A 26,682-nucleotide genomic window follows, 5' to 3' on the forward strand; every position below is an offset into this window, starting at 1 on the left:
CGCCTCCTTAGCTCATCTTAATTCGTGGATCAAGAGCAGCAGCAAAGAGATCAGCCAAAAGAGCACCAACAAGAGTCATTGCACCAGAGAAAGCTGCAACTGCAACTGCACCATGAATATTGTTGTTGTTAATACAGTTAATAAAGTACTCACCAAGACCGTGAATTGCAAAGACCTTCTCGGTCATAACAGCACCAGTAAAGATACCTGCAAGTGAGAACGCAACTGAAACAGCAGTTGGAATCAAAGAGACACGAAGGGCGTGTTTGCGAATTGCCTTCTTGCGAGTAAGTCCCTTTGCGCGAGCAGTACGAACGTAGTCTGCGTGCATCTCGTCAAGCAGGTACGTACGCTGAGACAGGTGGTAACCGACGGAACTTACGATAGTAAGAACAATGGTTGGAAGAATAATATGCTGGAGGAAGTCAATGAGCCACGTGAAGAAATTTCCAGTATCTCCACTGGAAAGATCAGTGACGTAGAAAATACGAGAACCGGCACGTGCATTAATCTCGATTGCTGCAAAGACAATCAAAATTGCCATAACAACGGTTGGAATAACCAATAAAACAGAAGCAACGCCGCTAAAGAAACGGTCTTGCCACTGATACTGGCGCTGAGCGGTATAAACGCCCAGGCTAACGCCAATAACAACCGACAAAATAGTCGCTGGAGTCATGAGCTCGATAGAAGCCATAAACTTAGAGCTCATCTCACGGTTAACACTATCTCCTGTTGGAGTCATGCCAAGATCAAACTTTGTAAATAGGTTGGTAATCCAGATCTGATAACGCTCAATAACTGGAGTCTTATCATTAAGATTTGCTCTATTCAAATTAGCCTCAATAGACTCCTGTGGAGGGCGTGGAGTACGCTGTTCCAAATTAGAGCGTGGATTCATAAACGCTGATGCAAGGAAGAATGTGAGCGAAGTTGCAACAAAAATCATCACAATGTAGCTCAAAATCCTCTTTGTAACGTACCAAACAAACCGTGCCATTGACTCTCCTCACCGCCTTGCACTTATCCACCTGATAAGCGAGGTTTTCTCGGTATGGCAACCTAGCATTCCTATAACGTTATGCCGTGAATACACAGCAAAATATAATTTTACCATGGATAAGTTGCTTAACCAAAAAAATATCTCTTAATTAAGCAAGCTTAGTCATACCACTCCCAGTAAAACGTATCCACATATAATGACTGTTTGAATTCAACGTGCAGGTCTAAATCAAATTTGTTTACATATGAGAAACGTTATTGAAAATTCTGTTAAGAAGTAAAAGATATCTACTATCTGCCATAATCAATCCATTTGCGAACAGTTCTACTAGCAAAATTAGGCAGACTCAGCACGATACATAGAAAAAAATGCCGAGAAACCCGGGTTTCTCGGCAGATGCTTCAAATAGGAAGATAGCTACTTAACCAATAGAGCCAACAGGGAATGTCAGAGCCATCACAATAGCGCAAACCAGGAAGATGGTTGTAGTAATGATGGTAAGACGATCAAGATTCTTCTCCATAATGCCTGAACCAGCACTTGCGTTATACATAGATGCAGCAATCATGTCAGAAACGCCAGTGCCCTTTCCGGAGTGTGCCAGAACAAGCAACACCGTCAAAATGCCAGAAAGTATAAACAGCACTAAAAGAATTGTATTCAGAACGCCCACGAGGTTCCCCCTCTTGCTGGCGAGAAAATCCAGCCCTAGTTATTTTCACGTACAACAGAAAAGAATAGCACACGCCACTCCCCTTTGGGAATGGCGTGTGCCAACTTGCAAAACAAACAAGAACTTAACAAACGCGCTGAGCGCCTAACCGATAGTAAGGCGTTTTGCCCAGCTTAGTTCATAGCGCTCTTTACCATTGCAACAAAAGAATCAGCCTTAAGAGATGCGCCACCAACAAGTGCGCCGTCGACGTCCTCTTTCTCGAGGAAGCCACCAACGTTCTCTGGCTTTGCAGAGCCACCGTAAAGAATACGGATGCCCTCTGCAATTTCTGCGCCAAAGATCTCTACCAGGGTCTTACGGATTGCGCCGCAAACTTCCTGTGCGTCATCAGCAGTTGCAGTCATACCAGTACCAATTGCCCAGATTGGCTCATAAGCAATTACGTACTTGGAAGGATCGGTAATCTCAAGACCCTTGGTGTCTGCCTTAATCTGATCAACAACAAACTGAACGTGAGTGCCAGCATTACGGACCTCAAGAGACTCACCGCAGCAAGAAATAGGAACGATGTCATGAGCCATCAGTGCCTTTGCCTTGCGGTTAATGTCCTCGTCGGTCTCACCAAAGTAACCGCGACGCTCAGAGTGACCAATGATGCAGTATGTTGCACCAACAGAAGTCAGCATTGCTGGAGAGGTTTCACCAGTAAATGCGCCAGACTCCTCCCAATACACATTTTGTGCAGAAAGAGCAACAGAAGAGTTTGCCTGAGTAAGAACCTCGGAGACACCCTTAAGGTCTACAAGAGGTGGAGCAACAACAACGTCAACGTTTCCGGTACCGGAAGCAAGCTGATCGACGATTCCCTGAGCAAGCTCAATGCCCTCAGCGAAGGTCTCATTCATCTTCCAGTTACCTGCAATCATACGATTACGCATCGAGAAGCGCCTCCACTCCTGGAAGTGCCTTACCCTCAACAAGCTCCATAGAAGCGCCGCCGCCAGTGGAAATCCAGCTCATCTTGTCAGCAAGGTGAAACTTGTTAACTGCTGCAACGGAATCGCCGCCGCCGATGATAGAAGTGCAATTAGCATCTGCAACAGCACGAGCAATAGCCTCGGTACCTTTTGCAAACTGATCAAACTCAAAGACGCCCATAGGACCATTCCAGAAGACGGTCTTTGCGCCCTTGATTGCCTCAGTGTAAAGCTCAACAGTCTTAGGACCAATGTCCATACCCATACGATCAGCAGGAATCTGATCAGAAGGAACTACCTCACCAACAGCGTCCTCGCCAAAGTGATCGGTAACAACGTTGTCAACAGGAAGCAGAATCTTAACGCCCTTCTCCTCTGCCTTCTTAAGCATCTCACCTGCACGCTCAATCCAGTCAGGCTCCTGAAGAGAAGTACCTACGGTATAACCCTTAGCTAGGAAGAAGGTATAAGCCATACCGCCACCAATGATAAGGGTATCAGCGGAATCAATAAGGTGATCAAGAACACCAATCTTAGAAGAAACCTTAGAGCCACCAACAATAGCTACAAGTGGGCGCTCTGGATTAGAGAAAATAGAGGTAAGAGTGTCAACCTCTTTCTCAAGCAGGAAGCCAGCATATGCAGGAAGGTAAGCTGCTGGTCCAACGACAGAACCCTGTGCACGGTGAGCGGTACCAAATGCATCAAGAACAAAGATGTCACCATAAGAAGCAAGAATCTTTGCAATCTCTGGATCATTCTTCTTCTCGCGCTTATCAAAACGGACGTTCTCAAGAACAAGAACTTCTCCGTCCTTGAGTGCGTCTACAGCCTCACGGGCCTTCTCGCCATAGGTGTCCTCAACAAACTTAACCTCGCGACCAAGAAGCTCAGCAAGCTTCTCTGCAGCTGGACGCAGGGAAAGCTCTGGCTGGAAGCCGGTACCATCTGGACGGCCAAGGTGGCTCATCAGGATGACCTTTGCATTGTGGTCGAGAAGATACTGGATGGTTGGAAGTGCAGCACGAACGCGGGTGTCATCAGTAACAACACCGTCCTTTAGAGGCACGTTGAAGTCAACGCGCATGAGAACGCGCTTACCATCAACATCTGCATCGCGGACAGTCTTCTTTGTAAAAGCCATGTCACTCCTTTAAATACGTTTCCAACAAAAAAGCGCGATCGCGGCAGATGCTGCGACCGCGCCTAAGGCGTCTATGTAACTAGAACTTAAGCAACGAACTTCTCGAAGTACTTGATGGTGCGGACCATCTGAGAAGTGTAGGAGTTCTCGTTGTCGTACCAAGAGGTAACCTGAACAAGAGTAGTGCCATCGCCAAGGTCAGAGCACATGGTCTGAGTTGCGTCGAAGATGGAGCCGTGAGTCTCGCCGACGATATCGCGAGAAACAATGTCATCCTCGTTGTAACCAAAGGTCTCAGGAATGGTCTCTGCATAAGCCTTCATTGCAGCGTTAACCTCGTCAACAGTGACCTTCTTGTCAACAACAGCATAGAGGTTGGTGAGGGAGCCAGTTGGCGTAGGAACGCGCTGAGCAGCGCCAATGAGCTTGCCGTTGAGCTCAGGAAGAACAAGACCAATTGCCTTAGCAGCACCAGTGGAGTTAGGAACGATGTTCTCTGCACCAGCACGGGAACGACGGAAGTTACCCTTGCGCTGTGGTCCGTCAAGAATCATCTGGTCACCAGTGTATGCGTGAATGGTGGTCATGATACCGGACTTGATAGTTGCGAAGTCGTTGAGACCCTTTGCCATAGGAGCAAGGCAGTTGGTGGTGCAGGAAGCTGCGGAGATGATATTGTCATCTGCAGTGAGGGTCTCATGGTTAACGTTGAAGACGATGGTTGGAAGGTCATTGCCTGCAGGAGCAGAAATAACAACCTTCTTAGCACCAGCATTGATGTGAGCCTGTGCCTTGTCCTTAGAAGTGTAGAAACCGGTGCACTCAAGAACAACGTCAACGTTGAGATCGCCCCAAGGCAGGTTGTTAGCGTCTGCCTCCTTGTAAATAACAATCTCGTGACCGTCAACGATGATGGAGTGGTCAGTTGCCTCTACCTTGTGATCGCGGGAGTAGTTGCCCTGAGTAGAGTCATACTTCAGAAGATATGCAAGCATCTCTGGAGAAGTAAGGTCGTTGATTGCAACGATCTCAGAACCCTCGTGACCAAACATCTGCCTAAATGCAAGGCGACCAATGCGGCCAAAACCGTTAATAGCAACCTTTACTGCCATACGTAATGCTCCTTTCGGTGACCCAGAGCCATTCTCCGGATTCATTAACATTTAAACCGTACACCGATTATTTTACCGCACTCACCGATAACTTATGCATCTTTTTCTAAATCCTGAACGATTTTTTCTAAACGAAGTAATCGGTGATACATAGCGGACTTAGATACTGGTGGTACAAACGACTCCCCTAATGCTGATAATGACAGCTCGGGGTTGTCTTTTCTTGCAACACAAAAATCTCTAACGGCAGGTGGCAACGATCTGAGTCCAATGAGTTTCTCGGCCTTTTCTATAAGCACTAACTGATCTGCCGCTGCATTTGAAGAGCGTGTTTGATTTGCCATCTCTGCATTGACAACTCTGTTTACGTTGTTGCGATAATGCTTTTGTACACGCGTAAAAGCTATAGCGCGTGCCATAGTAGGTGCACCAATCTCTCGCAAAAACTTAATTATGTCGTCAGAACTCTTAAGGTAGACGGCATAAATTTCTCTGGTACGCATCAATGCATTAGTATGACGATTACGATGATTGAGGCGTGCTTTAACGCCAACCGATCCCATAAGTTTTACCAGCTCAGTTGCAAATCTTTCGCCAGAAACAGCAATCTCTAAGTGAAAGTCTTTTAAGGGATCAGCCAAAAACCCGCCCGCCATAAACGCTCCACGCAAAAAGGCTCGCTGAGCTTGCTTGGTGCGAACAACGCTCTTAGGAATGCCACTCACCAGACCTTCTCCCGGTATATAAATGCCAAGAGCAGAGAGGGCGTCTGCTAGCGAATCCTGGTCAGAAATCTCAAGTAAATAGTTGCGTTTCTTATGCATGATAGAGCGACGATACTCAACGGAAGTACCCAAATCAAACAAACGGCGAGAAGAACTAATAACTGTACGGGCAACGGTACCAGTCTCGGTAACAATGCGAACGGCAAATTTACCAGGTCCGTGCATTGACAACGTGCCCGAGACACGAATAAGGGCAGAAAGTTGCGCTAATTCACACTCCGTCTGATTTTCTGGTACGCTGACCAGCTCATTTTTTACCAGGGCAGTATATGACATGGCTAACTAACTTCTACTCAGCCTGCTGAGATTTCTTCTGAGCTGCATCAAGATCGCGATGAAACAGTGTTACGCGATATCCCTGGCTGGTAAGGTGCTCTGCGGTAGCACGCGCAATCGCAACACTTCTATGCTGGCCGCCCGTGCAACCTACTGCAATGGAGAGCAAGCTCTTCCCCTCTTGTACATAACCAGGCATAACTATATCAAGCAGCTCAAACCAAGATTTTAAAAATTTCTTAGTAGTACCGTGCTTAAGAACAAACTGAGCTACTGGCTCATCAAGGCCAGTAAGTGGTCGAAGCTCCGGATCATAATAAGGGTTGGGTAAAAATCTCACATCAATCATAAGGTCAGCCTCAACAGGCAAACCATTCTTGAAACCAAATGAAAACACACTAACATCCATAAGCTGCTGCTCAGCAAGCTCAGAGAATGCACGACGAAGGCGACTCTTCAATGTATTAGTGCGCATAGAAGAAGTATCTAAAACAATATCTGCCAGCGCTTTTATGTCTTGAAGTTGTGCGCGCTCCCTAGAAATTGCAGACGAGAGATTTTCTCCCTCCTGCGCCAAAGGATGACGACGGCGATTCTCGCTATAACGACGCATGAGTACTTCATCTGAGGAATCAAGATAGACAACCTTGTAAGTAAGCTCGTGATCTGAAAGTGACTTCAGAGCTTCAGAGATGTCATCAAAGAGACCTTGCGAGCGCAAGTCACAGGTAACTGCCAAGTGACGGCCAACGCCCGAATTAATACCCACAAGATTAGAAAGCTGCAAAATAAGAGCTGGTGGCAGGTTATCTATGCAGAAATAACCCATGTCTTCAAACACATGAAGTGCCTGTGTGCGACCCGATCCGGACATACCCGTAATAATGACAATGTCAGGAATAACTGAAGGTGCAGGATCGTTTTTCTTCACAAGCACTCCTTAAATACGTAGCGAGAAAACCTTACCGCTCTCAGCGTTAATCCTCAAGTGCCGTAGCAAACCAAGAAGTAATTGAGGTTGGATGCGTAATTGCAGTACCTGATACAACCGCCCAAGCGCCTGCATCAAGGGCATCTCTTGCATCTTGCGGCGTATGAACATGACCTTCACAAATAATGGCAATACCTGGGAATTCAGTGGTTGCTGCCTTGAGAAGGGCAATATCGGGACCATCGTCAAGCGTAGTATCAATAGCAGCCTTATTGTGAGAGAGTGTAGTTGAAACTAAGTCACAACCAGCAGCAACAGCACGACGGATATCATCCATAGTCATGCAGTCAGCCATAATCAAAACGTCAGACTCTGCACGAAGTGCCGCAACGGTCTCTTCAAAAGTTCTACCATCTGGCCTTGGACGGTCTGTTGCATCCAAGGCAACAACGTCTGCACCTGCGTGGATACAAGCACGAGCATGACGAAGCGTAGGAGTAATGTAAACGCCTTCATGGCCCTCTTTCCAAAGGCCAATTACAGGAATTTCAACTCTACCTTTAATGGCAGAGATATCAGACAAACCTTGGCACCTAATAGCTGCAGCACCACCTAGCTCACACGCGCGAGCAATCTGAGCCATAGTCTCTGGATGTCTCATTGGCTCACCAGGATACGCCTGGACGCTAACAATGAGTTTTCCTTTAAGTGACTCAACAAGCTCTGAATGTGCCACGATATTCTCCTCACAAGAAAGTACGTACTTTTAAAGCTATGTATCTTTACAGTATGCGTCATCTACAAACAGTTTATTTACTAATGCACTTTTTACCTAAAGACGTGTCTCTAAATAGCCAGGTAGAACAAGATTTTCTGCGGCACCAATAAGAGGGGCTTCTCCACCAAGTGTGCCCTTCACAATAGGTGTTGCCTGAACAGGAGGCATTGCCTGCAGCTTAAATGCAGCCTCAAGTGCCTCATGCCAATACTTGCCACACTCCGCAACGGAACCAGATAGGATGATGACAGAAGGGTCAAGCATGTTACACATACTACCCAAAACTTCACCAAGCGCACGGCCCGAGCGCTCTTCTGCAGCCTGAGCGATCTTCTCGCCAGCAAGAGCTCTACGATCAATCTCTGCACCATCAAGAGCAGAACCATCCTCAAGCGTATCGGAGCCGCCAAGGCGGACGTACTCGCGAATAATACCAGGACCTGCAGAAACAGGCTCAAGATGAGAAGTTCCACCGCAAGGACAGTCAACCCCTGCAGCTGCTGGAGTTGCAACGTGACCAATGTGGCCTGCCTCATCGTGAGCGCCTAGCATTAAGATGCCATGGTTCACAAAAGCGCCACCAATACCGGTACCAACAGCCACAGTAAGAACACTGTCTTTACCATGGCCAGCTCCATGGCGAGCCTCACCTAAAGCATGAGCGTGAACGTCATTAAGCACGCTACATGGAACACCAAACTCGTTGGTAACTGCTGAGCCAAGAGCGGTTCCACCCCAACCAGGCATAAGCTCATTTGCATAAGTAATGTCACCAGTACGAGGGTCAACAACACCTGCAGAAGAAATGCCAACACCAGAAATAGCAAGGCCAAGTTTTTCTGCGCGAGCAAGAGCTTCTCTAATTGCCTGTAGAACAGTAGCAAGAACCTGCTTGCCACCCTCCTTTGCGTTAGTAGGAACCTTCTTTACGGACTGAACTACCGGAGCATCGGAGTCATTAAGAGTGACAATGCCACAGGCAATTTTTGTGCCACCAATATCAACTGCACAAACATGTGTTGGAAAAACAAACTTGGAGTCCATGGTGTCTCCTATTTTTTAGAGAAGGTTATTTGCAACAAGAACCTGCTTGATTGCCTCGCGGTTCTGATCATCAAGTGGCTTAACAGGACGAGGCATCTGGTCAGAATCAAAAATACCCATAAGATTAAGCGCGCACTTAAAAGCACCAACGCCAGCGCCATAACCCTGGACACCTGTGGTGACATCAAAGATGTGAGAAATCTCGTTAAGCCGGTCCTGCTCACGCTTAACCTCTGACCAGTTACCATCTTGGGCCGCTTTCCACATGCGAACGTAACCCTTTGGCTCAACATTAGCAAGACCAGGAACAGAGCCATCTGCACCAGAAAGAAGAGCTCCGTCGACAACAATCTCATGACCAGTCAAAAGAGTCAAAGGATGACCGTTCTTCTCGTTCTCCTGAACAAGATATCTAAAGGAAACATCATCGCCAGAAGAGTCCTTAACGCCTGCAAGAACACCTTCTGCACCCAGACGGGCGAGCATCTTCCAAGGTAGCTTAGTATGAACGCAAACAGGAATGTCATACGCAAACAAAGGTGCGTCCAACTCCTGGTGAAGAATGCGGAAGTGCTCCTCGACATCAGCTGGACCGCCAAGTGCATAGAAAGGAGCGGTTGCAACAAGAGCATCGGCACCCAGAGCAAGGGCGCGGCGACCGTGCTCTAAGACACGCTCGGTTTCGGTATCAATAATGCCCACAAGGACCGGAACGCGGTGGTTAACAATACGGACAGCCTCGCGAACAATCTGATCACGACGCTCATCAGTTGCAAAGACAACCTCGCCAGAAGAGCCAAGGAAGAAGAGGCCGTCTACGCCAGCCTCAATAAGACGATTAATGGAGCGCTCAAACGACACAACATCAAGCTGATGGTCTGGGGTATCTGGGGTTACAACTGGTGGAACAACACCGCTAAATGGTACGTTACTGGACATACTTTATCCTTTCACACGTTGGAAAATCCAACTAAATTCTTATACCAATGTACTGAACAAACTGACCGAATAACTGGTCAATTGAATATTCAAAGAACCTACGTAATTATAGTCCGCTCAAGTACATCAGAGTGCCGATATAACCTCACGTAAATAGTTGATTTGCTCGTTCTCAAACTGATTGATGCGCTCGTGACCAAACTTGGGATACACACGCATTTCTTTCTCCCCTGCTAAGCGGTTATACAGCGCAAATGTTCCTTCAGTAGGAGCGCTTTGGTCCAATAGAGCTGTGCCAATTAAAGCTGGTACACGTATAAGCTCCGCTGCGCACGCGCTATCGAGAAGACCGACCGCGTCGATAGCTGCATCTGACTGCGGTGTATCTCCGCACCCGACAACCGCACGCAAGGTTGTTGCGTTGTCAGCAAAGAGCGGGTTCAGTGCCATGGTAGCACTCACTGCCTTGGGCAAAAGCGCAGCTGCAAACAATGCCTGTGAGCCGCCCAGACCCTCTCCCCAGGTGACGGTTGTACGACCAAGGAAGCGCGACGCAACCGAGGCAGCTACCAACGCGTCGTCGATGAACTGCTTAAGGGTGGAGACGGCAGCATCACCTGGGTTGATGAGCGCGTGAGCAAGCTCCTCTGCTGAGAGCGCTCCCCTCCAGGCGTCTTTAAGCTGAGGCTCGCACGGACGAGCCTCCAGAGCTACAACAGGCAAACCAAGTGCTGTGAAGCGCAAAAGGTGCAACCAACTACGCACTCCCCGACCAAGATCGGAGAAGAGCACGACTGCAGGTAGATCTGCTGCAGACAAAGACTCCGCTCCATATGTGCCTACTGGAAGAATGACGCGGGCACTCAGTTGAGTCTGGTCAGTTGAGGTGAACATAATACGCTTAAACGTTGCAGTCTGAGTGGCAGATGGTAGTTCAGTAATGCTCTCTACCTGAGCGTTTTGCGCAAACGCTACAGACGTCTTCCAGAATGATTCAAAGTTTGATGGTCTGAGCCATGCTCCGCGATAAGAACGAGCTTCCTCAAGTCTTTGTGTTAAACCTTTCATGCCCTCACCTCGCATTCTGCCTGAGCAGGAAATGACGAGTCCAAATTTTCAAGAGCTTGCACGCCATTTTCTAAGCAGAAGAAATCGATGATTTTATCGTCAAAATCGCCGATCTCTTCATGTGCATATCCGGGGTAAATAAGATGTCTCTTTGGGCAGGTAAGAGCATTATAAGCAGCAAACTGAGCCTCTGGTGGAACAACTGGATCATCAAGTCCAGTGCCAAAAAGCACAGGGCAGGTAACCAGGCGCGCAAAATTAACTGAATCAATGTAGGCAAGCTTTGCAAAAACCTCATCAACGCGAGAACCGTCTGCATCAAACCAGCGGGAATAATAACGAATGCCCTCGTAAGCTACCTCATCAGCATTAAGCTCCCAAACGCACCTAAAATCAGTGAGGAAAGGATAAAGAATTGATGCTCTATTGATAAGGTCTTGGTTGAGTGCACAGGTTGCAAGACCAATGCCGCCGCCCTGCGATGCTCCATTCACAAAAATACGGCTCGTATCAATGTCTTCAAGCTGACGGACAATCCTGCAGAGCAAGCGAATGTTCTGATACAAGTGAACGTAGTAAAGGTCCTCTGCAGGTCCGTCTAGTCCAAGCACCAAGTGACCAGAGACAGTGGTGCTCTTATAAGAGCTTCCGTCCAAGCTACGACCACCCTGTCCAGGGTTGTCCAGCGCAATCAGCGAACAGCCCAAGCCCAAAAATGAGCTCTGCTCAAACCAACTGCGAGAAGACCCTGGATAGCCATGAAACTGCAAAACAAGAGGAGTTTTTGCACCTGAGGTGGTCTCTGGGCGCAGATACTTTGCGTAGACCTCTGCTCCATCAATACCCACAAACGTCAGATCAAAAAAGTGAGCTGAAGCAGATGACGTAACCTCTGTTGAAGGGACAATCTGCCAGCTTAAAGAAGCGTTATCCGCTTCCCCCATACGTGCCTTCCAAAACGCCTCAAAATCCGAAGGATACGGCGTCAAAGCATGAGCTGCTTTCAATTCTGCCAGCTCAAGCGTTTCTTGGTGCATTGATCCACCTAACAAGCTAAAAGAGCGCAGCCTAAGCTGCGCTCTGGTCAAACAAAAACGTACGTACTACTCACCCAGTTTAGGATGAAGCAAAGATGGTGCAGCACCCAAAAGCGTCTTGGTGTAAGGATCTGTTGGATGCTCAAAGACCTGCTTAGCAGGTCCGTCTTCCATAATCTGACCGTGATTCATAACAATAATACGGTCGGAAACATAACGGACAGTCTGAATATCGTGCGAAATAAAGATCATCGAGAGACCCAGCTCAGACTTGAGGTCCGTGAGCAGGTTCAAGATCTGTGCGCGAACGGAAACGTCCAGTGCAGAAGTAGGCTCATCAGCAATGATTGCTGATGAGTTCAAAGAAAGCGCACGTGCAATAGCAACACGCTGACGCTGACCACCAGAAAGCTGACCAGGGAGGGCGCGAAGTGCCGAATGTGGAAGTCCTACCAAGCTGACAAGCTCATTAATACGGGCTTCTCGCTCCGCCTCTGTTCCTACCTTATGCACTAGCAGTGGATCCATAAGCTGGTCTTTAACAATCATACGAGGGTTAAGAGCAGTTGCTGGGTCCTGGAAGACAACAGAGACAACGCGGCCAATCTGCTTTCTTAGCTCTGGAGTACGCTTGGTTACATCCATTCCCTTGAAGTAAACATGACCGGATGTTGGTGACTGAAGACCACACATAACATTTGCAGTAGTGGACTTTCCGCAGCCAGACTCACCAACAATACCAATGGTCTCACCAGGCATAAGCTTGAGAGAAACATTCTGTACTGCATGAACCTTATTAGGCTTAAAGATTGAGCCCGTACGCGTTTTAAACGTTACTGAAATATCATCGAGGAAGATAATTGGCTGTTCTTCAGTTGTTGTAGCCATTTACCTCACCTCCTTTTGAGAACGCTCAAGGTAAGGCACAAGACCATGCTCCTTCAAATACTCATCAGGCAGCTCGGAGAAACGATGATGTCTACCAGGAATCTCCTTAATAACAGGATGTACCTCAAGACCCAGATCTGGATGGCTTGAACGAGGAGCAAACCTATCGCCTGTTGGAAAGTCTTCTGGAGAAGGAACAGAACCTGGTACCTGGTGAAGCCTGGTACCGTCCTGCGCGCCTTCCTCAATAGAAAGAACAGAGCCGAGAAGACCACGGGTGTACTCGTGAACAGGGTTGGTCAAAAGCTCAGTAGTAGCCGCCTGCTCAATAACCTGACCGGCATACATAACAGTAATCTCAGAAGCAACCTCTGCAACAAGTGCAAGGTCATGACTAACAAAAATCATTGCAAAACCAAGACGACGCTGGAGGTCATTTAAGAGCTTGATAACCTGCTTCTGTACAGTAACGTCCAAAGCGGTTGTTGGCTCATCACAGATAACCAGCGAAGGATCGCGGGTAAGTGCCATAGCAATCAGAACACGCTGACGCTGACCACCGGAAAGCTCATGAGGATAGGACTCAAGCGTACGCTTTGGATCCAGACCTACAAGCTCCAGAAGCTCCTCTGCAGAACGTGTACCTCCCCTGCTGGTAAGCTGCTTCATCTGAGAAGAGATAAGCATAGATGGGTTCAGGGAAGACAAAGCGTCCTGGTACACCATTGCAAGCTCATGTCCAAGCAGCTTGCGGTGCTCTTCTTTGGAAAGCTTCAGGAGGTCTTGGTCCTTGTAGAGGACCTCACCAGTAATGGTCTCTTTTGGATCAGTCAAACCCATGATGACCTTAGTGGTAATAGACTTGCCGCAGCCAGACTCGCCAACCAGCGCCATGCACTGACCAGGGCGAACATCAAAGCTTACGTGGTCAACAACCTTAACGTCTCCGTGAGACTCAAAGCTAATGCAAAGATCCTTAACGCTCAGTAATGGCTTTACATCAAAGTCTGGCTTACGCCTATCAGTTCTGGACAGCTCAACCTCTTTGAGTGCATTAAGCCTGCGCTCCAGCGACTCTGCTTGCTCCGCATATGCACGAACTGGATCAGATGCAAGAATGTCATCTGCGCGCCTGGAGTCAGAGTTCTCTGTATCAACAGGAGCGCCAGGCGCTGCTGCCATAGCGTCAGTAAGACCCTCGGAGAGGATGTTCAGTGCCAAGCAGGTCATCATAATGGCCAAGCCTGGGAAGAATGCCTGCCACCAACGACCAGCAAGAACGCCGGCACGAGCATCAGCAAGGATGTTACCCCATGTAGGAGTTGGCTCTGCAATACCTGCACCAATGAAGGTCAAAGATGCCTCAAAGATGATTGCGTCTGCAACAAGCGTAACGGTAAAGACCATGATTGGAGCAATGCAGTTGCGAAGAACATGTTTCCACAAAATCCACGGTGCACGAGCACCAGAAACAATGGTTGCTCTTACGTAATCTTCGCCGTACTCGCTGACGATATTTGCGCGAACAATACGTGCAATCTGTGGCGTATACATAAAGCCAATGGCAAAAATGATTGAAGGAACGCTGTTACCCAGAATAGAAACAAAGACTGCTGCAAGAGCAATGCCTGGGAACGACATGATGATGTCGAGCACACGCATGATAACCTCAGAAACAGCTTTTCTGGAAACAGCTGCAATTGCACCAATAATTGAGCCACATAGCAGTGCCATACCCGTAGCACCAAAACCAATGACCAGTGAATATTGACCACCATGGAGCATACGAGAAAGAATGTCGCGGCCCTTATCGTCAGTACCAAAAATGAATCCATTACCTGGAGCCTGACGAGCGTTGAAAATCTCAAGTGGGTCATGTGGAGCAATAACGTTTGCTAAGACAGAAGCAAGAACAACAAAGACAAGAATGACAAGAGCAATCTTGGAAGCCGTCTTCATCTTCTTAAAGCCACCAAAGGTTGAGCCCTTTGCTGCAGCTTCTTCGAGCTTCTCGACTTGTTTTTTTCTAATTTGTACCATCGCACTACACCGTCCTAATGCGTGGGTTAATCAAGATGTACAACATATCAACAACAATGTTGATGATGATGAAGGACAGTGCAACAACAACGACAACACCCTGAACAAGCATTGCCTCGTTACCCTGGATACCCTCGAGAATAGCAGTGCCCATGCCAGGAAGGTTAAAAATAACCTCAATAACAACGGCGCCACCCATGAGATAACCAATCTTGAGACCAAGCGTGGTTACAGGGGTAATAAGAGCGTTGCGTAGTACGTTTCTTGCGATGACGATTCGCTCTGGAATACCAGCACCGCGAGCAGTGCGGACATAGTCCTTGTCAAGCTCTTCAACCATTGCGGTACGAACAATACGAGTCATCTGACCAGACATTGGGACCGCAAGTGCAAATGCCGGCATAATCATGCGGGCAAGGTAGCCGCCAAAATTTACCGTAGGATCCGGTAATGCACCAGAAGCAGGCAGTAGCTTAAGTGTAGACGCAAAGACCAGAATCAAAAGAACTGCCAACCAGAATGATGGCGTTGCAAGACCGGCAATTGAGAATACACGGATAATTTGATCGGGCCATTGGTCTCTATAGAGAGCCGCAATAACACCCAACGTAAACGAAACTATTGCGCCAATGAAAAGACCCATAAAGGTCAACTGCATAGTTACTGGCAGAGCCTTTGAAATTCTTGCAGCAACTGAATAGTGAGAAGTGCCATAGGTACCCAAATTTCCATGAGCAACATCACCGATATAACGTACATATCTCACAGGCCATGGATCATCAAGACCATTCTCAATGTGATACTGCTGGATAGCTTCTTCAGAAGCAGACTCTCCCAAGGCATTATATGCAGGATCAACATGCGAGAAAGACATTAGGAAGAATACGAGAAAGGTGACGCCTAGAGCCATAATCGGCAGCGCAATAAGACGGCGTCCGATAAGACGTAATAGGTTGTTCACTATCTCCCCCTCTCTCTTTAAAACAAACAGTACAAATAAAATTCTAATGAGACTTTTATGCAACTTAGCATTGAATTTTGTACAAAAAACCCGAGCGTTATAGATAAAACGCTCGGGCCCCAATATATGAGATGCTAAGCGCGTGATGGCAACAAATTAGCTAGCAGTAACTGTGTTGACATCAATGAAGGACATACCTGTAGTACCAATGCCCTTAAAGCCCTTAAGTGCAACACCATTTGCATTTGGCTTCTCGCTCCAAGAAGCGGTGAAGGTCTTAGCAAAGAGAACTGGGTACAGAGGCACGTTCTCAGCGATGATATCAAAGCACTCATTCCAAGTGGACTGCTGATCAGCACCAGACTGACCAAGAGCCTTGTTCATGAGCTCGTGAAGCTTGTTCCACTCAGCAGACTCTTTCCATGGGCAACGCTTGGTCATCCAAACGTTATCGCCATACCACCAGTTGAGCAGCAAATCAACGTCTGCGCCGAAGCAGGAAGGATCACCAGGGGCAAGCAAGATGTCCCAAGAGCCGTCGGCTGCATCGATTGCAGCATACGTTGCTGGAGAAGTATCGGAAACGATGTTTACGTTAAATCCAAGTGCGTCGAGGTCGTTCTTGACCTGAGTTGCCATGGACTTAACCTGCTCGTTATCAGTGGTACGAAGAACAACATCACCTGGAGTGATACCAGACTCAGAAATAAGCTTCTTAGCCTTATCAACATCATGTGCATAAACAGTGGATGCCTTGTGATAGTTAGCAAAAGAAGAAGGAAGATAGCTGGTAGCAACCTCAGCCTGACCAGAGAATGCATTAGAGAGCATCTTGTCTGTATCAAGTGCATAGAGGCATGCCTGGCGAACCTTAACGTTGTCCCAAGGAGCCTTGCCAAGGTTAAACATTGCAAAACGAACACCAAAGCCCTGAACAGCGTCGACAGTGCAGCCTGCACCCTTGAGCTGGTCTACAGCGTCTGCAGGAACCATTTCCATAGCAAGGGTGGTTCCGTCCTGCTGTGCGGTCAGACGAGCAGTTGGATCCTTAAGAACATCATAATGGAGCTTCTCGTCCTTAGCAGGAGTTGCACCGTTGTAGTTAGTGTTTGGAACAAGGTCAAGAGTGTTGTCAGAGATGGACTCAAACTTCCATGGACCAGAGCCAATTGGCTGCTTCTTCATCTCATCCTGGGAGCTGCTTGCTGGAACAACGCGAACGATGGACAGACGCTCCTTGAGGAGGGAGAAGTTGGCAATAGTAGTCTTAACGGTAACAGTCTTGTCATCCTTCTTCTCTACGGAAGCAATTGGAGCAAGCATTGGGACGTAAACGCTGCCCTTTGCAGAAGAACGGTTGAAGGACTCAACAACGTCATCTGCCTTTACCTCGTTGCCATCAGAGAACTTTGCGCCGTCACGGATGGTAATCTCAAAGGTGTTATCGTCAACCTTCTTTGGATCAGCAGTAGCAAGCTCATTGAACGTAGAGTAGTCGTGGAAGTTAAGACCATAAAGGCCCTCAACTACTTGCCAGTTAACGCCAAGAGCAAGTGCTGATGAAGTGGTAGATGGATCATAATTCTGGGTTGAATAAGCGGTACCAGCAGTAATTGTGCTGCCGCCTTCCTTTCCAGATGGAGCTTCAGGTGCCTTCTGCTGTCCACCACCACAAGCGGTGAGACCAAGGCCAGCTGCTACAGTTGCTCCACCAAGGAAGCTACGACGCGAAAGTGGACGGTTAATAAACTCGCTCATTTCTGCCTCTTTCTAAAACTCTCCTTGCCACAACGTGGCACCAATGCCACTTGTGTGGCTTACATCTATATAACTATAGGAAGAAAAGATATTTGTTCTGAAGACAGTTCGCCCAACGGTATTAATTTATCGCTCATTGGCTGCTCAAAATATAAAAACATGTTTTGTTGTATTATTTATCACATATAAAACTTAATAGCAGTTAAAAAGGCCCGCAGTTAGCGGGCTTTATCATTATTTGACCTTGTAGAATATATAAATTACTTAACTAAATACATAAATAGTAATCATTGTCAACTACCGTTTACCGATGTTTTACTACCGTCTGCCTTTAGAAATTACGGATATGTTGTGAAGATTAGACAAGAGTTAGTCAGAAATGGACTAACTCTTGTCTAAGAACAACAAAACATCTCGAAATTACTTGGTTAAATCCAAAATTCGTTCAGGATTCGCCATAAAATCTAGATGTTCTTCCCCTAATCGGAAGCTAATAATTTCCGATACGTGACTATCTTCTTTTATAACTTCGAAATCTCCGTCATCTGGACTATAGCGCCCAAAATAACCATCTGATCGGTAGCTTGGAGGCCATCCATTTGTTCCTGCAACTGTCCAAACCAAGCACGGTAGCTTTTGCTTATGCATTTCTTGTAACAGCCCAGCGTTCCTTGTTTGAATCCACATTTTTGGAGTTCCAAGATAAGACCCAATGGCGAATAGTCCTAAATCTTGCTCAACTGTTCCAATAAGAGCTCCATGAGAACTTATTGTCCAATAGAGCGTTATGTTCATTACTACTGGACCAGCTTTGCTAACGCCCAAAAACGGACCAGAGATAGTAGCGGTCTCTAAGTCAATATTTTCTGCGGATCCAAAATCAGACTTAAGACCATTTCTCTTATTCTCATATTGTTGCACAACATACTGAGCTGCCTGCTTTTTTAACTCTGGTAGCCTCATAGTATTCAACTTAAAAAACCAGTTGTTAATCAGTAAGCCACAAACAACAAGAACTGCTAATAATGACAGACCTTTTATAAACCTTTTTCTACGCTGCATCATCTGTCACCTCATTAGAATTACTTGTCGCAATTGGCATAAGAGTAATGACTACGTAAACCTAATAATATTCTGTATGAGCATGCTTTAAAAGCCTACCTGTCGGTCAATGGTTATATTTCAGCGATGAATGAAAAAATAAGAATGGCATGTCAACACTTCATATCCGCCATTCTTATTTCAAATAACCCTAATGCTTGGTTTAGTTTTTACAAATTGTGCTTCTTCATTCTTTGCTCAAAGAGCTCATTAATGATCTTTGACATCTCTTTAACTTGTTGAGCACTAGGTTCATCCTCAAATGCAGTGTAAAGTTCCGGATACTCCTGAGCGATAAGTTCACAAGACTTGCCTGTTGCATGTCCACGAACAAAGAACGGAATACGCTTTATACACTCAGGATTCACCAGCGCTAAGATCTTCTCGTCTGCTGTTTTACTCATGAGTTCCTCCCCTTGCATCTAACTTCTCATGTACAGCTGTTGAAGATTCTTCCCAAGCTTTAAGTTCTTTGTAGATGGTTTCTGCTAAGTTCACAGAAACACCTTTTACCTGAGAGATGTCCTCAACACTTGCAGCCTTTAAGCGCTTAAAAGAGCCAAAATGGCGCATGATATCTTTTTTACGTTTAGGTCCTACACCAGGGATTTCGTCCAGAATAGAGACGGTCATTGCCTTATCTCTAAGCTCACGATGAAAGGTAATTGCAAAACGGTGAGACTCATCACGGACTTGCTTAATAAGATACAGAGAAGCTGACCCTGTAGGCAGCACGATTGGCGTGTCATCCCAAGGTACAAAGACTTCCTCATCAGACTTAGCAAGGCCGCAGACAGGAATATCTAATCCCAGTTCATTGAGCTGATTGATTGCGGCGGTCAGCTGAGGTTTGCCGCCATCAACTACCAGCAAATCAGGCCTTGAGCCAAAACGTTCGTCTGCCATGCGCTCCGGACTATATCTTCTGCCCAGAACCTCTGTCATTGAGACAAAGTCGTTTGCTTCATCAAGCTCAGCGCGGATTTTAAAGCGTCGATACTGGCTTTTATCAGCCTTTCCGTTAGTAAAGACCACCATAGACGCAACGGTAAAGTTTCCATGAAGCGTAGAGATATCAAAGCACTCAATGCGCAGTGGCGGCGCATCAAGCGCAAGTGCACTTTCAAGCTGAAGAAGCGCCTGGTTAGTGCGGTCATCGGCATAGCCTGTACGAATCATATGGCGCATTAGGGCGTGACGAGCATTAGCAGAAGCCATCTGAAGTAGACGGAATTTCTCGCCACGTTGTGGGTGGTGAAGTACGCAGTTGTGACCTCGCTTTTGTGTCAGCCACTCGGACAAAACCTCCGCATCGAGAAGATCGATGGGCAGGTTAACCTCTGCGGGAATGTCAGCGGTTTCGTCGTAGTAGCGCTTTAGGAAGCCCGAAACCAGCTCTTCCTCGGAAACGTCCAAACCTTTGTCCAGGATAAACTCAACCGAGCGAATGGTACGGCCTTCTCGCACAACAAACACGCAGGCTGCAGAGATGGTTTCTTCTCGGTAAATGCCAATGAGGTCAATATTAACCGAGGTAGGAAACGTGACTTGCTGACGGTCATCAAGATCAGAAAGTGAACGCAGACGGGACTTGAGCCTAGCTGCCTTTTCAAAATCCAAGTCAGCAGCGGCTTCTTGCATCTGATCTTTGAGCTCAGAAACAATCTCGGAGCGATTTCCGCGAAGGAAGTTTTCTACCTGTCTAACGTTCTTAGCATAAGAAACGGTGTCAATAGCACCAACGCACACGCCAGGACCCTTGCCTACGTGGTAATCAAAGCAAGGTCTCCCCTTCTTTGCCAGCAGCAAGTTAGCAACAGCTGCGCCATCGGGATCTTTTTCAAGCAGGCGCTTGGCACGCTTCCACTCCACGCACGTAGCAGAGCAGATGGGCACTACTTTTCTGAGCGTCTCGATGGTTTGTCTTGCCGCGTAAGAATCGGTATAGGGACCAAAATAGCGCGTACCCTTCTTGTGTTTCTCGCGCGTGTATTTAATTGCCGGGAAGGTGTCTGACTCGGTAATAGCAATGTAGGGATAGCTCTTATCGTCTTTAAAGTCCACGTTAAAGTATGGACGATACTGAGCGATGAGATTGCGCTCCAGCACCAATGCCTCATGCTCGTTTTCTACCACAATGTAGTCAAAACTGCGCACGACCTGCATCATCAGAGGAATCTTGGCACGGTCATCTTGAAGCGTGACATATTGTCTCATGCGAGCACGCAGGTTTTTAGCCTTGCCTACATAGATTACCTTGCCAGAGCCGTCTTTCCAGAGATAACAGCCTGGATCAGTGGGAACCTGATCAACCTGCTCTCTAATGGACACCAGATCATCTGAGGGTTCAGAAGAAAATGACGGTGCAAGTCCCGGTGCCCCCGAAGGCACATAACTAGGATCAAACTTGTTCTGAGAACTGTCTTTGGCGCTTCTGTCACTGCCTCTGGCCATGCTATGACCTTACGCGAGATACCAGTGAGCGAAGCATAGCAGACTCTGGTGATTTGAAGAGGATTGCCAAGCCATAGGTAACCAAGACAGCTGGAATACCTGCAAAGATGCAATACAGCACGCCATAGAGCGCTCGTCCATCTGGAACACCAATGACAGCACGCAAACCTACCATAATCAGAAGCGCCGTCGCAGATCCTGCTAGACCAAAAAGAATTGAGCGAGCAAAAGCAAACACCATGGACTTCAGTCCAATCTGGCCAAGATGCTTACGCAGGCTAATCAACATAATGGTGTCAATGACTACATAGAAGATAGCAGAGGTAGTTGCTACAAACATCATGCCAAAATGAGAAGTACCCACTAGCAGTACCAAGACCTGCACAACAGATCCCAGTGTTGCCGAGACAGCATAGAGTGTCATGCGTCGCATGGCTGAGCAGACTTTTTGAAGGTACATGCCAATACCATACAAAGGCAAAGCAAGAGACTGACCAATCAAAAACTGCTGAGTTAACAGCATCTGATCTTCTGTAAACTTACTTGCTCCAATAATAGAAACAAGCGGCATCGAGAAAATCATCAAGTACATCATAAACGGCACGGTAAAGAATAGAATTTGATTGATACCATGCTTGAGGTCCTTTTTAAACTGATCCATATTCTCTTTTGCCCAGCTATCAGACAGCTCGGTAAAGAGTGCTGTGGTAATAGGTACTGTCAAAATGGAATATGGCAGCGTATACCAAAGACGAGCGTATGCCGCAATAGATGCACCAGATGCAGAAACACTAAGCTGAGAGCTTGTCTGAACTGACATAGTCACAAAAGTAGCAACCACAACAATCAGAGCAGGTGCACCAATCTTGAGCGTCTCTTTGAGTGCAAGATCTTTAAGATTAATTCTCCACGAGAGCTTAATCCCCTTGCGCTTAAGTGACGGAACCTGAATCAGAACCTGAATCAATACACCCAGCGGATTTCCCAATGCAAGAATCAAAAGACCCAGCTCAGGGTTAGTGTTAACCAAGAATGCATACGCAAAGAACGATGCTGTAGTCACAAAGTTATTAAAAATAGGAGCTGCGGCTGGCCAGAGGTAGTCTCGCTCTGCATTCAAAACACCAGAGAAAATGGTGGAGAAGCAGTACAGCATAACCTCTATGACGAAGAACCTGAAAAAGTACACCGCCAGCGTAGGATCAAAATCAGTTCCTGCCGAGAAGGACTGTGTATACACCACTTCTGCGGCAAAGAAGAAGCCTAAGACAGCAACAAGTCCTGTTGCAACAACAACAATTGAAAGTAAGTTGGAGGTATAAGCGTTTGCCTCGTCTTGTCCAACTTTCTTTTTAATAGATAGATATACCGGCAAAAATGCTGTGGTAAGCATACCTGCACCAACAAGCTCATAGAGCTGGTCAGGAAGGGTGTTTGCAATGGAGTAACAGCTTGCAAGAACGGTTGCGCCCATAGCAAATGCTTGAGCCCAAGTTCTTAAGAAACCCGTAATACGACTAATCAGGACAAGCACACTCATCATGGAGGTAGAGCGGCTTAAGTCCTTCTGCTTAGAAGCATCCTCTTTATCAGGAGACTCTGCTGGAAGTCGCATATGTTTGGGCTGATATGCCACTAGTGCACCTCGCGAACAATATCTGCAAACGTAGCCGATACAAATGAAGCTAAATCCTCTGGAGAAAGCGTCAAACTGAGTCCACGTTTTCCACCAGAAATATGAATGAGCTCAAAAAGCTGAGCAGTCTCGTCAATTATAGTGGGAAACTGCTTCTTCATACCAACAGGAGTGCAACCGCCGCGAACATAGCCTGTTAAACCCTCAAGCTCTTTAACGGGCAGCATGGAAAGGTTCTTTTGTCCCGAGGCTGCTGCTGCTTTCTTAAGATCAAGCTCTTGATCCACAGGAATGCAGCACACCACATGCTCTCCGCTTGAAGATACGCAGACAAGTGTTTTAAATGCAGCGTCTGGATCTTCTCCAAGCATCTCTGCAATATGAGTTCCCAACTCACCAGAAGGAACATTTTTGTCTACCTCATACGATTGGAACTCGTAAGCAATATTGGCAGCATCAAGCTCCCTCATTGCATTTGTTTTTTGGATCTTTGCCGTTTTTCTCGCCATGTTATGCACGTTTCTTCTGAGCTTTTTTCTCTGCAGCGAGGCGTGCATTATCACGGTCAAGAATCTCTTTAAGGAACTTGCCTGTGTGGCTTTCTGGAGTTGCGGCAACCTTTTCTGGCGTACCAGAAACAACTACGGTTCCTCCACCGTCGCCGCCTTCTGGACCCATGTCAATAATGCGATCAGCCATTTTAATGACATCTAGATTGTGCTCAATGACAAGAACCGTGTTGCCAGCATCAACAAGGCGCTCAAGAACAACAATAAGTTGCCTGACATCCTCAAAATGAAGACCAGTTGTTGGCTCATCCAGAATATAAAGAGTTTTACCAGTCTGCTGACGGTGAAGCTCTTTTGCAAGCTTGACGCGCTGCGCCTCGCCACCAGATAGCGTGGTTGCTGGCTGACCAAGATGAATGTAGCCAAGACCAACATCATGGAGGGTCTGTAGCTTATTCTTAATGCGAGGAATGTTTGCAAAAAACGCTAGTGCCTCGTGAACAGTCATATCAAGTACGTCAGAGACAGACTTGCCGTGGTAGAGAATCTCTAGCGTCTCGCGGTTATAACGCTTACCGTGGCAAACCTCACAGGGAACATAAACGTCAGGCAGGAAGTTCATCTCGATCTTGATCTGGCCGTCGCCCTTACAGGCCTCGCAGCGACCTCCTTGGACGTTAAACGAGAAACGACCAGCCGAGTAGCCGCGTGCACGGGACTCTGGGACTGAAGCATACAGTGCGCGCAGATCATCCCAAAGGCCAATATACGTTGCTGGGTTAGAACGCGGGGTCCTGCCAATAGGACTCTGATCAATATCAATGACCTTATCGATAAGATCAACGCCCTCGAGCTTTTTATACTCTCCTACCACGCGTTTTGAATGCTGAACTGCATTGGTAAGCGCAGGCGCAAGGGTATCGGTAACTAGAGAAGACTTACCAGATCCAGAAACACCCGTAACTACCGTCAGCGTACCCAGCTCAATAAAAGCAGAAACATTCTTGAGGTTGTTAGCGCTAGCTCCCGTAATCTTAATCTTTCCACGACCAGGTTTACGACGGGCCTCCGGTAGCTTGATCTGCTTCTTTCCCGTAAGGTAAGCACCTGTAATGGAATCAGGATTTTTAACAATATCTTCTGGGGTTCCTGCAGCAACAACGTAGCCACCAAGCTCACCGGCACCGGGACCCATATCAATAACGTAATCAGCCGCGCGAATGGTGTCTTCATCGTGCTCAACAACAAGCACGGTGTTACCACGATCTCTAAGCTGCTTGAGCGTCTCGATAAGGCGATTGTTATCTCTTTGATGAAGACCAATAGAAGGCTCGTCCAAAATGTAAAGGACGCCCATAAGACCAGCACCAATCTGAGTGGCCAAGCGAATACGCTGGGCTTCTCCACCAGAAAGCGATGCGGCCGCACGAGAAAGCGTGAGATAGTCCAAGCCAACATTCACCAAGAACTGCAGCCTGGCCACAATCTCTTTAACAATAGGACCTGCAATAACCTTTTGGCGATCGGTAATAGTTAGCTGCTTGAAGAACTCCAAAGATTCTTTACAAGAAAGTTCACAGACTTCCCAGATATTTTTCTTACCAACTGTAACGGAAAGAATTTCTGGCTTTAAGCGAGCTCCATGACAGGTGGTACAGGGCATCTCGCGAATATACTTCTCAAGATGTGTCTTCATATTTTCTGACGTGGTCTCTTGATACTTGTCAAAAAGAATCTTTCTGACACCAGAGAACGTGGTAAACCAGTGTGTATTGCGCCCGTCGCGCGTCTTGTAGTCAACGCGAATCTTAGTAGAACCAAGACCACCGAGAAGGGCATCTTGTACCTTCTTAGGCAGCTTGTTCCAAGGTGTTGTATCAGATACGTCAAAATGCTTACAGACTGCAGACAGAATCTGAGGATAGTAATTTGAGTGACCAAAGAGACTTCCAAAAACGCCCTCTGATACGGACAGCTTTGGATCAGCAATGAGTGCTGCAGCATCAATAATTTTACGAGTTCCCAAACCATCGCAGTCAGGACAAGCGCCGTATGGGGCGTTAAACGAGAAATCACGAGGCTGTAGGTCATCCATGGAGTGACCATGGATAGGACAAGCAAGCGCCAGTGAGTACTGAAAAAGCTCTTCTGGCATGGTTTCTGGATTGGACTTATCAGCAAGAAGTAAAATGCCTACCTTGCCCTGGGCAAGCTTAGTTGCCTGCTCGACTCCCTCAACAATGCGACCCAAAGAATCAGGACGGATGACGATACGGTCAACAACTACCTCAATATCGTGCTTGAGCGTTTTGCCCAGTATGATCTCTTCATCAAGCTCACGCACCACACCGTCAACACGAACGCGAGAAAATCCTTCTTTGCGCAGGTCCTCAAAAAGCTTGACGTACTCACCCTTGCGGCCCAAAACAACAGGAGCTAAAACATAAGCTCTGCGGCCTTGACCTGCCTCGAGGATTTTATCGGCAACTTGATCAGTTGTCTGGCGCTCAATAACGCGTCCACACTCAGGGCAGTGAGGAGTACCCATGCGAGCATACAAAAGACGCAAATAATCATAAATTTCTGTAACAGTACCTACGGTTGAGCGGGGGTTTCTAGAAGTTGTCTTCTGATCAATAGACACAGCTGGAGAAAGACCGTCAATAGAGTCAAGGTCTGGCTTATCCATCTGTCCCAAAAACTGGCGGGCATAGCTGGACAAAGATTCAACGTAGCGACGCTGTCCTTCTGCATAAATTGTGTCAAAGGCAAGACTCGATTTACCTGAGCCAGAAAGTCCCGTAATAACTACCAGTTGATCACGAGGAATATCAATATCAATATCTTGCAGGTTGTGCTCTCGTGCACCACGGATAGCAATTTTGCTTGAAGCCATAGTTCCTCACATAACGAGTTTGACGTGCGCGCTTCTTAATAAGCAGCTACCGTCAAACAATAGAAAACAACATCAGTACACACCTATGCAATTTGTGCGTACTGATGTTCTAGTATACCCAAGATAATGCCGGCAAGACGCGACAAGCATGCTTCCTTATTTAACGCGAACCTTCATCACAGCTTTCTTGAGCTTAGAGTCAGATTTCTCCAACGTACAACCTGGTTTATGAGCATCAGATGGAGGCGTTACCATAAAATCACCTGCGTGCAGAGTAACCCAAGTCTCTTTCCCAGGATTGGTATAAGCACCAAAATCAGTGTCATAATCAAATTTACCTTTAAGAACACACTGCTCAAGAGGGGCAACTGCGATACTTTCGGTGCCAGAAATAACTATGTGAATATCAGCGTAAATCTTATGAGCCTCATAGTCTTTCTCGCTAGGCTGAACTGACTCTATCTCCATGACGTTCACAAAAACGTTATCTCCATCAATTTCTGTTTTACCTAAAGGCAACTCATCCAAATTGTGAGTTGATAAAAACTCTGTAGCACAAGCCATATATTTCTGACCAAAGTCATTCTCAGATAAATTTTTAATTGACGAGAAAATCATGTGAACCTCCTACGTTCAGCTAAAGTGCACCGAAAAGATTATAGCTATCTC

23 protein-coding genes are annotated in these 26,682 nt (G+C 46.9%); all 23 read right to left on the bottom strand.

Annotated elements, in window-relative coordinates; genetic code table 11:
• Nucleotides 1-7 precede the first annotated feature (7 nt).
• Nucleotides 8-1,000, bottom strand: a complete 993-nt coding sequence (locus APAR_RS04735) for an ABC transporter permease (protein WP_012809006.1) — start codon at nt 998-1,000, stop codon at nt 8-10.
• A 424-nt stretch (nt 1,001-1,424) separates the two neighbouring features.
• Nucleotides 1,425-1,676 (bottom strand): preprotein translocase subunit SecG, encoded by a 252-nt coding sequence (gene secG, locus APAR_RS04740; RefSeq protein WP_012809007.1) that lies wholly within the window; start codon nt 1,674-1,676, stop codon nt 1,425-1,427.
• Between the two features lie 173 nt (nt 1,677-1,849).
• Nucleotides 1,850-2,617: a triose-phosphate isomerase gene (gene tpiA, locus APAR_RS04745; RefSeq protein WP_012809008.1), complete on the bottom strand. Its 768-nt coding sequence runs from the start codon at nt 2,615-2,617 to the stop codon at nt 1,850-1,852.
• Nucleotides 2,610-3,800 carry a phosphoglycerate kinase gene (locus APAR_RS04750; RefSeq protein ID WP_012809009.1) on the bottom strand — a complete coding sequence of 397 codons (1,191 nt, stop codon included), beginning with the start codon at nt 3,798-3,800 and terminating at the stop codon, nt 2,610-2,612. Before APAR_RS04750 ends, tpiA begins: the two co-directional genes overlap by 8 nt.
• A gap of 86 nt (nt 3,801-3,886) precedes the next feature.
• Entirely contained in the window at nt 3,887-4,912 is a 1,026-nt protein-coding gene (gene gap / locus APAR_RS04755; RefSeq protein WP_012809010.1) for a type I glyceraldehyde-3-phosphate dehydrogenase, read from the bottom strand.
• Between the two features lie 92 nt (nt 4,913-5,004).
• Entirely contained in the window at nt 5,005-5,973 is a 969-nt protein-coding gene (gene whiA / locus APAR_RS04760; RefSeq protein ID WP_012809011.1) for a DNA-binding protein WhiA, read from the bottom strand.
• 13 nt (nt 5,974-5,986) lie between these two features.
• Nucleotides 5,987-6,904 (bottom strand): RNase adapter RapZ, encoded by a 918-nt coding sequence (rapZ, locus tag APAR_RS04765; RefSeq protein ID WP_012809012.1) that lies wholly within the window; start codon nt 6,902-6,904, stop codon nt 5,987-5,989.
• A 46-nt stretch (nt 6,905-6,950) separates the two neighbouring features.
• Entirely contained in the window at nt 6,951-7,640 is a 690-nt protein-coding gene (locus APAR_RS04770; RefSeq protein ID WP_012809013.1) for an N-acetylmannosamine-6-phosphate 2-epimerase, read from the bottom strand.
• Nucleotides 7,641-7,736: 96 nt separating this feature from the next.
• On the bottom strand, nt 7,737-8,726 hold the full coding sequence (locus tag APAR_RS04775) for an ROK family protein (protein ID WP_012809014.1): 990 nt from the start codon (nt 8,724-8,726) through the stop codon (nt 7,737-7,739).
• Between the two features lie 15 nt (nt 8,727-8,741).
• Nucleotides 8,742-9,665, bottom strand: coding sequence for a dihydrodipicolinate synthase family protein (locus APAR_RS04780; RefSeq protein WP_012809015.1), 924 nt, complete (start codon nt 9,663-9,665; stop codon nt 8,742-8,744).
• Nucleotides 9,666-9,791: 126 nt separating this feature from the next.
• Nucleotides 9,792-10,733, bottom strand: a complete 942-nt coding sequence (locus APAR_RS04785) for an acetylxylan esterase (protein WP_012809016.1) — start codon at nt 10,731-10,733, stop codon at nt 9,792-9,794.
• The gene (locus APAR_RS04790) at nt 10,730-11,770 is read right to left on the bottom strand and encodes an acetylxylan esterase (protein WP_012809017.1); all 1,041 of its coding nucleotides are present in this window, start codon (nt 11,768-11,770) and stop codon (nt 10,730-10,732) included. Before APAR_RS04790 ends, APAR_RS04785 begins: the two co-directional genes overlap by 4 nt.
• A gap of 66 nt (nt 11,771-11,836) precedes the next feature.
• Nucleotides 11,837-12,658, bottom strand: coding sequence for an ABC transporter ATP-binding protein (locus tag APAR_RS04795; RefSeq protein WP_012809018.1), 822 nt, complete (start codon nt 12,656-12,658; stop codon nt 11,837-11,839).
• A complete protein-coding gene (locus APAR_RS04800; RefSeq protein WP_012809019.1) occupies nt 12,659-14,698 on the bottom strand; it encodes a dipeptide/oligopeptide/nickel ABC transporter permease/ATP-binding protein in 2,040 nt (679 codons plus the stop codon).
• Between the two features lie 4 nt (nt 14,699-14,702).
• Nucleotides 14,703-15,659, bottom strand: a complete 957-nt coding sequence (locus APAR_RS04805; protein ID WP_012809020.1) for an ABC transporter permease — start codon at nt 15,657-15,659, stop codon at nt 14,703-14,705.
• Nucleotides 15,660-15,815: 156 nt separating this feature from the next.
• Nucleotides 15,816-17,417 (bottom strand): ABC transporter substrate-binding protein, encoded by a 1,602-nt coding sequence (locus APAR_RS04810; RefSeq protein WP_012809021.1) that lies wholly within the window; start codon nt 17,415-17,417, stop codon nt 15,816-15,818.
• 420 nt (nt 17,418-17,837) lie between these two features.
• Nucleotides 17,838-18,482 carry a hypothetical protein gene (locus tag APAR_RS04815; RefSeq protein ID WP_012809022.1) on the bottom strand — a complete coding sequence of 215 codons (645 nt, stop codon included), beginning with the start codon at nt 18,480-18,482 and terminating at the stop codon, nt 17,838-17,840.
• 206 nt (nt 18,483-18,688) lie between these two features.
• Nucleotides 18,689-18,922: a hypothetical protein gene (locus APAR_RS04820; protein WP_012809023.1), complete on the bottom strand. Its 234-nt coding sequence runs from the start codon at nt 18,920-18,922 to the stop codon at nt 18,689-18,691.
• Nucleotides 18,915-20,849, bottom strand: coding sequence for an excinuclease ABC subunit UvrC (uvrC, locus tag APAR_RS04825; RefSeq protein ID WP_012809024.1), 1,935 nt, complete (start codon nt 20,847-20,849; stop codon nt 18,915-18,917). Before uvrC ends, APAR_RS04820 begins: the two co-directional genes overlap by 8 nt.
• A 124-nt stretch (nt 20,850-20,973) precedes the next feature.
• Nucleotides 20,974-22,608: a murein biosynthesis integral membrane protein MurJ gene (murJ, locus tag APAR_RS04830; RefSeq protein WP_012809025.1), complete on the bottom strand. Its 1,635-nt coding sequence runs from the start codon at nt 22,606-22,608 to the stop codon at nt 20,974-20,976.
• Entirely contained in the window at nt 22,608-23,117 is a 510-nt protein-coding gene (ybaK, locus tag APAR_RS04835; RefSeq protein WP_012809026.1) for a Cys-tRNA(Pro) deacylase, read from the bottom strand. The genes murJ and ybaK overlap by 1 nt, the downstream gene beginning before the upstream one ends.
• Before the next feature lies 1 nt (nt 23,118).
• Nucleotides 23,119-26,013, bottom strand: a complete 2,895-nt coding sequence (uvrA, locus tag APAR_RS04840) for an excinuclease ABC subunit UvrA (RefSeq protein WP_012809027.1) — start codon at nt 26,011-26,013, stop codon at nt 23,119-23,121.
• Nucleotides 26,014-26,169: 156 nt separating this feature from the next.
• On the bottom strand, nt 26,170-26,631 hold the full coding sequence (locus tag APAR_RS04845) for a NanQ anomerase/TabA/YiaL family protein (protein WP_012809028.1): 462 nt from the start codon (nt 26,629-26,631) through the stop codon (nt 26,170-26,172).
• Between the last annotated feature and the right edge of the window lie 51 nt (nt 26,632-26,682).

The sequence above is a fragment of the Lancefieldella parvula DSM 20469 genome, assembly GCF_000024225.1.
GTDB classification, from domain to species: Bacteria; Actinomycetota; Coriobacteriia; order Coriobacteriales; family Atopobiaceae; genus Lancefieldella; species Lancefieldella parvula.

Bases quoted from the DNA above. Each gene is read 5' to 3' on its own strand.
- APAR_RS04800 (WP_012809019.1), bottom strand. From the start codon at position 14,698: ATGGTACAAATTAGAAAAAAACAAGTCGAGAAGCTCGAAGAAGCTGCA.
- APAR_RS04795 (WP_012809018.1), bottom strand. From the start codon at position 12,658: ATGGCTACAACAACTGAAGAACAGCCAATTATCTTCCTCGATGATATT.
- APAR_RS04790 (WP_012809017.1), bottom strand. From the start codon at position 11,770: ATGCACCAAGAAACGCTTGAGCTGGCAGAATTGAAAGCAGCTCATGCT.
- uvrA (WP_012809027.1), bottom strand. From the start codon at position 26,013: ATGGCTTCAAGCAAAATTGCTATCCGTGGTGCACGAGAGCACAACCTG.
- whiA (WP_012809011.1), bottom strand. From the start codon at position 5,973: ATGTCATATACTGCCCTGGTAAAAAATGAGCTGGTCAGCGTACCAGAA.
- APAR_RS04735 (WP_012809006.1), bottom strand. From the start codon at position 1,000: ATGGCACGGTTTGTTTGGTACGTTACAAAGAGGATTTTGAGCTACATT.
- APAR_RS04815 (WP_012809022.1), bottom strand. From the start codon at position 18,482: ATGATGCAGCGTAGAAAAAGGTTTATAAAAGGTCTGTCATTATTAGCA.
- gap (WP_012809010.1), bottom strand. From the start codon at position 4,912: ATGGCAGTAAAGGTTGCTATTAACGGTTTTGGCCGCATTGGTCGCCTT.
- APAR_RS04775 (WP_012809014.1), bottom strand. From the start codon at position 8,726: ATGGACTCCAAGTTTGTTTTTCCAACACATGTTTGTGCAGTTGATATT.
- APAR_RS04785 (WP_012809016.1), bottom strand. From the start codon at position 10,733: ATGAAAGGTTTAACACAAAGACTTGAGGAAGCTCGTTCTTATCGCGGA.
- APAR_RS04780 (WP_012809015.1), bottom strand. From the start codon at position 9,665: ATGTCCAGTAACGTACCATTTAGCGGTGTTGTTCCACCAGTTGTAACC.
- APAR_RS04810 (WP_012809021.1), bottom strand. From the start codon at position 17,417: ATGAGCGAGTTTATTAACCGTCCACTTTCGCGTCGTAGCTTCCTTGGT.
- tpiA (WP_012809008.1), bottom strand. From the start codon at position 2,617: ATGCGTAATCGTATGATTGCAGGTAACTGGAAGATGAATGAGACCTTC.
- APAR_RS04820 (WP_012809023.1), bottom strand. From the start codon at position 18,922: ATGAGTAAAACAGCAGACGAGAAGATCTTAGCGCTGGTGAATCCTGAG.
- ybaK (WP_012809026.1), bottom strand. From the start codon at position 23,117: ATGGCGAGAAAAACGGCAAAGATCCAAAAAACAAATGCAATGAGGGAG.
- APAR_RS04750 (WP_012809009.1), bottom strand. From the start codon at position 3,800: ATGGCTTTTACAAAGAAGACTGTCCGCGATGCAGATGTTGATGGTAAG.
- APAR_RS04845 (WP_012809028.1), bottom strand. From the start codon at position 26,631: ATGATTTTCTCGTCAATTAAAAATTTATCTGAGAATGACTTTGGTCAG.